Source organism: bacterium (assembly GCA_016873475.1).
Lineage (GTDB): Bacteria > Krumholzibacteriota > Krumholzibacteriia > JACNKJ01 > JACNKJ01 > VGXI01.
This window is the reverse complement of the sequence record VGXI01000132.1, coordinates 1-9,265: the sequence shown is the minus strand read 5'-3', so window position 1 is coordinate 9,265 and position 9,265 is coordinate 1. Positions and strand designations below refer to the sequence as shown.

General features: G+C 67.2%; 6 protein-coding genes and 1 pseudogene. 6 read left to right on the top strand and 1 reads right to left on the bottom strand.

Translation table 11 applies throughout. The features are described 5' to 3' along the window. Positions 1–95: 95 nt before the first annotated feature. From FJ251_10775 to FJ251_10755, 5 genes are all read left to right on the top strand, one after another. On the top strand, positions 96–1,748 hold the full coding sequence (locus FJ251_10775) for a hypothetical protein (GenBank protein ID MBM4118203.1): 1,653 nt from the start codon (positions 96–98) through the stop codon (positions 1,746–1,748). Beyond that, positions 1,727–2,086, top strand: a complete 360-nt coding sequence (locus FJ251_10770; protein ID MBM4118202.1) for a T9SS type A sorting domain-containing protein — start codon at positions 1,727–1,729, stop codon at positions 2,084–2,086. Before FJ251_10775 ends, FJ251_10770 begins: the two co-directional genes overlap by 22 nt. Positions 2,087–2,390: 304 nt before the next feature. Then, positions 2,391–2,726 carry a hypothetical protein gene (locus tag FJ251_10765; protein MBM4118201.1) on the top strand — a complete coding sequence of 112 codons (336 nt, stop codon included), beginning with the start codon at positions 2,391–2,393 and terminating at the stop codon, positions 2,724–2,726. A gap of 83 nt (positions 2,727–2,809) precedes the next feature. Beyond that, a complete protein-coding gene (locus FJ251_10760; protein ID MBM4118200.1) occupies positions 2,810–3,661 on the top strand; it encodes a LamG domain-containing protein in 852 nt (283 codons plus the stop codon). Next, the gene (locus tag FJ251_10755; GenBank protein MBM4118199.1) at positions 3,658–4,035 is read left to right on the top strand and encodes a hypothetical protein; all 378 of its coding nucleotides are present in this window, start codon (positions 3,658–3,660) and stop codon (positions 4,033–4,035) included. Before FJ251_10760 ends, FJ251_10755 begins: the two co-directional genes overlap by 4 nt. Positions 4,036–4,055: 20 nt before the next feature. Here the strand turns inward: FJ251_10755 and FJ251_10750 are convergent. Then, a pseudogene (locus FJ251_10750) lies at positions 4,056–7,357 on the bottom strand (methylmalonyl-CoA mutase). Between the two features lie 265 nt (positions 7,358–7,622). Between FJ251_10750 and FJ251_10745 the strand changes: the two are divergent. After that, entirely contained in the window at positions 7,623–9,020 is a 1,398-nt protein-coding gene (locus tag FJ251_10745) for a hypothetical protein (GenBank protein MBM4118198.1), read from the top strand. Positions 9,021–9,265 lie beyond the last annotated feature (245 nt).

Below are 9,265 nucleotides of genomic sequence, written 5' to 3'. Positions count from 1 at the left end.
TCGAGGTCGCAGGAGGCGCCATTGGCGGCGACCTCATGGTGGGAGAGTTCGTGAGCGCTAGACAGTAAACTCATGTCCAAGGTATCTCAAACACGTTGACACGTTCCGCTGGTTCCATTCGCCAGCTCGCCTACGCAACGCCGCTGCTCTTCGTGGGCAGCCATCGCATTGACGACTGGGCCCTTCAGCTCCTGATCTTCAACCTCTCGGACCCCTTGCGGCCGTTGCCGCTCGGGGGCCTCCTCTGGCCGGAACACGAAGATCGGGAGATCGAAGCCATTCTACCCGTGGAGGATACTCTCTATCTCACGATTGAGGACTTCGGTCTCGTCACGATCGACATCAGCGATCCAACGGAGCCCGCAGTCATTGCCGAGGTGCCGCTCGGTCATAGCGGAGAGATGCAGATGGTTGACGATGTCCTCGTCATTGCCGCGGGAGAGCCCGGTGTCGTGCTACTGGACGTTGCCGACGCCGCGAACCCAGCGGTTCTCGGAACTCTCCAGACGGTTGAAGCGCAGGGCATCGCCGTCCGCGATGGCCTGCTCTACGTGGCGGACGGAATGGGGGGGATGGAGGTTATCAACATCGCCGATCCGTCGATGCCACGGCGGCTCCACATCACCTCCTTTGCAGATGAATCTCAGGACATCGAGCTCTTCGGAGACGTCGCGGTCCTTGCCCAGCGCGATCAAGGAATCCGAGCGGTAGACATCGCCGATCCGCTCGACTGGCAGCGGATCCTGCCGAGTACACCAACGGAGACGGTCTGGCGCTTCTCGCGCGAGGGCGACCGATTGCTCACCATCTCCGGTCAGCCCGACCCTGGCTGGCTCAGGGTTTACGATCTCAGCGATCCGCTGAACGCAGTACCGATCATGCAGTACCCCGTACACAAGAATCGCGCGGTCTTCGCCGATGGCCTGCTCGCAAGTGCCGGCTCTTCGGTGTGCATCGCCGCGCAGACGCCCACCGCGCTGGCCCCGATCCTGGGCAGCCTGTCTCATCCAGGGGAGGCCTACGTCTCAGCCTGTTTCAGCGGCGGGTTCCTGTTTGTAGCTGGTACCGGCGGGGTCCATGTTATCGACGCCAGCGAGGTCTCGACTTTTCAAGTGCTTACCACTTTGCTGCCCGGTAAGCGTTGTTTCGGAATCGCGACCGATGGGGAAAGGGTCTACGTCCCGGTACAGCGTGAGGGGCTCCATGTGCTGGACATCTCTGATCCCTTCGCTGCGGAACTCGTCGGCTACGTGGACATCCCACTGCGGTTGGGCGGAATCGCTCTCCAAGAACAGGTCTGCGCATTGATCGTCGAGAGTTCCAGCATCCGCCTCTACGATGTGTCGCGTCCGGAGCGAATCAAGGAACTGGGTGCAATCGAAGTTGCGGATCATCTCCGTGAGCTGGACTTCCGCAGCGGTGGTGTTCTCGCAGTAGCGGCCGATTCAGACGGACTCATCCTTGTCGATTGCAGCACGCCGACGGCGCCCACGATCGCAGGCTCTTTCGACCGCCCGTACAAAGAGGTCGATGTAGCGGTCCAGGGCGATCTCGCCTTTACCCTGAACCAACACCTGGGACTGGCGATCTTGGACATCAGCGAGGCGAACATTCCCCATCTCGTGGGCAGCGCGGCGCTCCCCTCGTCGGCGTATGGATTCGACGTTGCAGACGGGTATGCGTTCATCGCCTGCAACTATGACGGGACCCAGATCTTGGACGCTGCGTGGCGGAGCAAGCGATCATGACATTCGGTGCGCTGCCCTGTGGAGACCTGACGGTCGTGCCTGCGGTCGGCAGCCAACTCGCGGATGGACTCCTCCTCCGTGCCTTTCCCAACCCCGGGCGAGACGGTGTTACCATCGATCTTGGCCTTCGCATCCCACAGGCAGTCCGCGTCAGCGTGCACGATGTCACCGGACGGCTTTGCGCTGTGATTGCCGAGCGGCCGTATCCAGCTGGGCAGCAACGCCTCGTCTGGGATGGCAGGCATGGAGCGGGAGGCACCGCGGCCAGCGGCGTCTATTTCATCCGCGCGCAGGGCGCCACAGCGGCCGCTTCGACGCGAATTGTGATGGTGGGGTGATATGCGCTGGAGACTCGTGCTCGGCATTGCGGTCCTCGTTAGCCTCGATCCTGCGGCAATCTCCGCGGCCCAGCCCAGCCTCTGCCCCCCGGGCGAACGGAGGCTCTCCGCTCCTAATCTGCGCGACGCGCCTGCGGACACGGCAGCCACGGGGGAGAGACACAGCTGGATCCTCGTAGGGGACGGCAGCTTCGAGCAGGGTGATTGTGGAGCAGGTTCGGCCTGGACCTGCACTACGAACACGACCTGCTCCTGGATCCTGGATCCGTTGCACATCTGGGGCTATCCTGCGTACGATGGGGTGATGGCGGCATGGCTCGGCGGGTTCTGCGGAACGCCGAACAGCAACTCCTTCTGCCAGGACGTCTTCCTCGAGTCAGCGCAACTGCGCTGGCGGTGGATGGGCTATGTCGCCGAGGGCCACGCCAGCAATTTCGTCTACGTCAAGTTCAACGGTGACATCATCTGGGCCAAGGAGATGACGTGGCCAGAGGATCACACCTATGGCACCTGGGAAGTCATGACCATAGAGGGCGTTTACCTACCCGAGGGAACCAATACCTACGAGGTCTGCTTCGAGTTTGAGGCCACGAACGGCGCCAACATGCTCATCGACTACGTGGAGATGTGGCGCCCCTGACTTCCCATCCTCTCGCGCGCATCACGGAGCTGATTCGGCGCATTGGCTGATCTGCTGCGCGCGGCCGCCAGGGAGGAACAGCGATGATCCGCAGCCCGCGCCGCGCCGCGCTCGGCCTGGCCCTACTCGTGCTCGCGCTCGGCAGCGATGCCCAAGGCCAGGGCTCGGCCCACGCCCTGCGCTTCCACGGCACCGGCGCCGGCCAGCAGGACCGCGCGCGCATCGCGATCGACGACAACGCGCCCGGCCCCGACGCCAGCGCGCCCTGCGATCTCGGCGCGGGCGACTTCACCGTGGAGTTCTGGCTGCGCGGTCGGCTCATCGACAACGCGACCAGCGGCTGGGGCGGCGGCGAGAGCTGGGGCGACGACTGGATCTACGGCAACGTCGTCGTCGACCGCGATATCTGGGCCGATAACCAGCAGGATTGGGGGATCAGCCTGGCGGGGGGCCGCGTGCGCTTCGGCACCGGCCGCGCGCCGGCGGGCGCGGACTCGCCGAACACCATCGAAGGGGAAACGCTGCTCCTCGACGATGCCTGGCACCACGTCGCCTGCGTACGCGATGCCGCGACGGGCCTGAAGTCGATCGTCGTCGACGGCCTGCTCGACTGGCAGTCCTCGCCCGGCGCCTCCACCGACGACATCAGCTACCCGAACGGCGGGGTCGCGAACCCGGTGACGCCCTGGGGGCCCTACATCGTGCTCGGCGCCGAGAAGCACGACGCGGGCGCGGGCTTCCCCTCCTTCAACGGCTACCTCGACGAGCTGCGCCTGTGGACGAGAGCGCTCGCGCCGGCCGAGCTGGCCGCGATCGCCGATCGCGTGATCGACCCGGCGAGCGCGGGGCTGGTCGGCTACTACCGCTTCGAGGAGGGCGCGGGCACGGCGATCGCGGATGCCAGTGCCGCCGGCTCGCCGACGGCCCCGTCTTGATCGCGGGCCTGCCCGGCAACGGCGAGTGGACGGCCTACGGCGCAGACCCGGCCAGCGTGGCGCCGATCGCGCTCGGCACGGCCGCGCCGGGTCTCCCGGCGCCGGGTCTCGCGCTGGTCGTGTCCAGCCGGCCCGATGGAGCGCTCGAGCTGCGCTGCGCACTGCCGGCCGCCGGCCCGCTCTCGCTCGCGGCCTACGACGTGAAGGGCCGGCGCCTGGCGATGATCGCGCGGGGACATGCCGCGGCCGGCGAGCAGCGCATCACCTGGCAGCCGCGCGATGCGAGCGGCCGCCGGCTTGCCGCGGGGGTGCTGCTCTTCCGGCTCGAGGCTGGGGGTGGGCGCGCTACAGCGCGCTTCCTAGTGGTGCCTTGAGGCGCGGCGGGCGCTGAAGCCTACATGTTCCGCCGATACTGGCCGCCCACCTCGTAGAGCGCCTGGCTGATCTGGCCGAGACTCGCCACGCGGGCCGTCTCCATGAGCTGCGCGAAGACGTTGCCGCCGCCCAGGGCCACTTCCTTGAGCCGGGCCAGCGAAGCGGCCGTGGCCGCCGGGTCGCGCTGCTGCAGCGCACGCACGTTGGCGATCTGCTCGGCCTTCTCCGCGGGCGTCGCGCGGCGCAGCTCCAGCTCCTCGGGGATGAGGTTCGCGGCATCCGGGTTCAGGTAGGTGTTCACGCCGATCAGCGGCAGCTCGCCGCTGTGCTTGCGCAGCTCGTAGAGCATCGACTCGTCCTGGATCTTGCCGCGCTGATACTGCGTCTCCATGGCGCCGAGCACGCCGCCGCGCATGGACAGCCGCTCGAACTCGCTGAGGATGGCCTCCTCGACCAGCTCGGTCAGCTCCTCCACGACGTAGCTGCCCTGCCAGGGGTGCTCGTTCTTGGTGAGGCCGAACTCGCGGCTGACGATCATCTGAATGGCCATCGCGCGGCGCACGCTCTCCTCGGTGGGCGTGGTGATCGCCTCGTCGTAGCTGTTCGTGTGTAGGCTGTTGCAGTTGTCGTAGAAGGCGAGCAGGGCCTGGAGCGTGGTGCGGATGTCGTTGAAGGCCATCTCCTGCGCGTGCAGGCTGCGGCCGCTGGTCTGGATGTGGTACTTGAGCTTCTGGCTCCGCTCGCCGGCGCCGTAGAGGTCGCGCATCGCCACGGCCCAGATGCGCCGCGCCACGCGGCCGATCACCGTGTACTCGGCGTCCATGCCGTTCGAGAAGAAGAAGCTCAGGTTGGGCGCGAAGCCGTCCACGGCCAGGCCGCGGGCGCGGTAGTACTCCACGTAGGTGAAGCCGTTGGCCAGCGTGAAGGCCACCTGCGTGATCGGATTCGCGCCCGCCTCGGCGATGTGGTAGCCGCTGATCGAGACCGAGTAGTAGTTCCGCACCTGGTGCTCGATGAAGTAGGCCTGGATGTCGCCCATCATGCGCAGCGCGAAGTCCGTCGAGAAGATGCAGGTGTTCTGCGCCTGGTCCTCCTTGAGGATGTCCGCCTGCACGGTGCCGCGCACAGTGCAGAGGGTCTCCGCGCGCAGCTTGGCGAACTCGGCGGCATTCGGCTCGCGCTTCTGGGCGGCGCGGAACTTGTCGACCTGCTGGTCGATGGCGGCGTTGAGGAAAAAGGCCAGCATCATCGGCGCCGGGCCGTTGATCGTCATCGAGACGCTGGTGGCCGGGTCGCACAGATCGAAGCCCGCGTAGAGCTTCTTGATGTCGTCCAGCGAGCAGATGCTCACCCCCGAGTCGCCCACCTTGCCGTAGATGTCCGGGGGGGCGGGATCCTGGCCGTAGAGCGTCACCGAGTCGAAGGCCGTGCTCAGGCGCTTGGCCTGGTCGGCGCGGCAGAGGTAGTGGAAGCGCTGGTTCGTCTTCACCGGGCCGCCCTCGCCCGCGAACTGGCGCTTGGGGTCCTCGCCCTCGCGCTTGAAGGGGAAGACGCCCGCGGTGAAGGGGAAACTGCCGGGCACGTTCTCGAGCAACATGTACTCGAGCCGCGCTCCGTGGTCGGCGAGATCGGGCACGACGACCTTGGGCACCTTGGTGCCGGCGAGGGTCTCGCTGGTCAGGGCCACGGTGAACTCGCGGCCGCGCACCTCGTAGCGGAAGCGCTCGCCGCCGTAAGCCTCGCGCAGGTCCTGCCAGCCGGCGAGCAGCGTCGCCGCGTCCGGCGCGAGCTGGCGCTCGAGCTCGCCGATCTTGGCCGCGAAGGCGCCGCTGTCGCCGGCCGCGCCGAGCTCCTCGCGCGCGGCGCGCAGGTGCTGGAGCCGACGCGCGAGGGCCGCCTGCTCGCGGGCGCGGCGCTTGTAGCCGCGCACCGCGCCCGCGATCTCGCCCAGGTAGCGCGTGCGGTCGACGGGGATCAGGCTGTGGCTGCGGCTGGTGCGCGCGATCTGCCCCGCGGGCAGCCCGCAGCGCCAGGCGGCGGCGCACTTGCTCGCGAGCAGCTCGATCAGGCCCGCGTAGAGCCCGTTCACCCCCGCATCGTTGAACTGGCTGGCGATGGTGCCGTAGACGGGCATCGCCTCGGGCTCCAGCTCGAAGCGCTCGCGGCTTCTGCGCAGTTGCCGGCGCACGTCGCGCAGGGCGTCCTCGCTGCCCTTCCTCTCGAACTTGTTCACGGCGACGAGATCGGCGAAGTCCAGCATGTCGATCTTCTCGAGCTGGGTGGGGGCGCCGAACTCGGCGGTCATCACGTAGATGGTCAGGTCGGCCACGTCGACGATCTCCGTGTCGCCCTGACCGATGCCGCTGGTCTCCACCATGACGAGGTCGAAGCCCGCGGCCTTGACCACGGCGATGGCGTCGCGGATGGTCTCGGGCAGCTCGCTGTGGCTGCCTCGCGTGGCGAGCGAGCGCATCGTGACCTGCGGACCCTCGATGGCGTTCATGCGGATGCGGTCGCCGAGCAGCGCGCCGCCCGTGCGGCGCTTGGAGGGATCGGCCGAGAGCAGGGCGATGCGCGCCGCAGGGTTGTCCGCGCGGAAGCGGCGCGCACCAGCTCGTCGAGCAGGCTGCTCTTGCCGCTGCCGCCCGTGCCGGTCACGCCCACCACGGGCGCCTTGGCGGCGGCCGCGCGGGCACGGATCTGCGGGGCGAGGCGCTCCCAGCTGGGCCCGCCGATCTCGGTGAGGGTGATCAGCCGCGCGACGGCGGCGTGGTCGTCGGGGGAGAGGCGCGCGGGGTCGGGGATCGCCGCGCCCTTGTGCTCGCTGGCCGGCAGCTCGGGCAGGTTCAGCGTGAAGAAGTCGCAGCGCTCGAGCAAGTCGTCGATGATGCCGGCCAGGCCCATCTGCCGGCCGTGCTCGGGGTCGTAGACGCGCTCGATGCCGTAGGCCTCCAGCGCCTTGATCTCGGCCGGGCGGATGACGCCGCCGCCGCCGCCGAAGATGCGGACGTGGCCGGCGCCGCGCTCCACCAGCATGTCGCGCATGTACTGGAAGAACTCCATGTGGCCGCCCTGGTAGGACGACACGGCCACGGCCTGGGCGTCTTCCTCGATGGCGGCCTCGACGATCTCGGCCACGGACCGGTTGTGTCCGAGGTGGATCACCTCGGCGCCGCCCTGCTGGATCATCCGCCGCATGATGTTGATGGCGGCGTCGTGGCCGTCGAAGAGGCTGGTGGCGGTGACCACGCGCACCTGGTGGGTGAGGCTGTAGCGCTCGCCGCGCTTGCGGTCCGCGGTGCGGGGGGCGTCCAGGGCCATGGCTCACCTCGCAAAGATGAAGGCGCGGGGGACAATTTCGCACATCCCCCGCGCCTTTTCCAGACTTAGCCGCCCCCGGGGGCGGGCCTTGTCCGGATCTGGCAAGGCGGCGCTCAGGGCCAGCGGCCGGAAACCGCGGCGCGGGAAGGGGTACCTGCGGCCCGCGCGAGCGCCTCCGGTCCGGGTTCGAGTTGTCAGGTCGCGGCCGGTTCGGGTATAGTGATTGGCAGCGGCGGGACGTGGGCATCTGACGAAGGGTTCAGCCATGGATAGTGACGATGTGCTCCGTGCCTACCGATCCGCCTGCCGAGGGACTAGAGTCGCCGCGATCGTCTGGTTTCTCGCGGCGAATCTCGCCGCTGCCGCAACCCGTCACTATCCTGGCAGTTTCGCTTCGCTTCAGGAAGCCTTCAACGCCTGCGAGGCCGGGGATACTCTGCTCATCGCGCCCGGCTTCTACGATCAGCCGCAGCATCGGCGCGTGAGCCACTCCGGGCCTGCCTTCACGGTGCTTTCCGAGGCGGGTCCAGAGCAGACGGTTTTCGACCTCGGGTATGCCCACTACTGGCTGCAACTGAACGGGGTGGGGGCACCGTCGCAGCGCATGGTGCTTGCCGGCATCACCGTGCAGAACTTCCGGGACCCCCTTGTCTATGCCTCGCTCGCGTGCAACGAGACCACGCTGACCATGGAGCGGATGGTTTTCAGGGATAATCCCGATGTCTATTTCGGCTCCGGCGCTAGCCTTGCTGATGGGGACATCGAGTGTGTGGACTGTGTGTTTCGAGAGTGCTACGAGTGTGGGCTGATCCTCGTACGCAGCACCTATGATCTATCCAGGTGCCTCTTTATCAACAACCTTGGCATCTCCAACGGAGCGGGCGCGATGATCTCACAGTGCAACGGGACTATCCGAGATTCGCAGTTCATCGGGAACCTCGCCGGCGATGGAGGGGGTCTGGCAATCATCAACAGCGGTTCGGCCGAACTCGATGGGTTGCTCTTCAGTGGAAACGAAGCTGGCGGGTGGGGTGGAGCGATCGAAGTCGCTACCGAAGGCCAGGTGACATTGCGAAACAGCGTGCTGGTTGGGAACCGAGCCGGTTTCTACGGCGGAGCGATTGGCTTCAATGGGGTCTGGGATGTGGCCGATCGGCTGGTTGTCGAAAACTGCGACTTCATCGGCAACTGGTCCCAACACTGGGGGTCGGCCATCACCGCATACAGCAATGCTGAACTCCATGTCGTTGGCTGCACCATCGTCGGCAACGAAACCGAGGAGGCGAGCCCCTTTGGAGCGGCGATTCTAAGCGCCATCGGGTCTCCATTCTACCTTGAGCAGAGCATCGTGGCGAATACGGTGGCCGGTAGCGGCATCCGGGTCTCGGATCCCGCCGAAGTGTCCATCGCATGCTCGAATGTCTGGGGCAATGCGAACGGCAACTACGCAAGCATCGCGGACCCTACTGGAACCGCTGGGAACATCTCCGTCGATCCGCAGTTCTGCGGCTCCGGAGGTGCGGACAGCCTGGCGCTCATGAACACCTCGCCATGCCTGCCGGCGAACAACTCCTGCGGCGTGTTGATTGGCAACCACGGCCAGGGCTGCGAGGCCGTCGCGGCGGAGAACCGAAGCTGGGGCAGCATCAAGGCGCTCTACTGAGTGGAGTTGCCACGGTCTGAAACACGAAGGCGCGGGATCGCTCCCGCGCCTTCGTCGTCCTTAGCCGCCCCCGGGGGCGGGCTTAGCGCAGCTTGACCAGCCGGCCCTGCTGCTCCTCGCCGCCCGCAGCGAGACGGAACAGGTAGACCCCGCTCGGCAGCTCCCGGCCCTCGCCGTCGCGGCCGTCCCAGGCCAGACGCCGCTCGCCGGCCGGGCCCTCGCCGAGGGCGAGGCGCCGCGCGGGG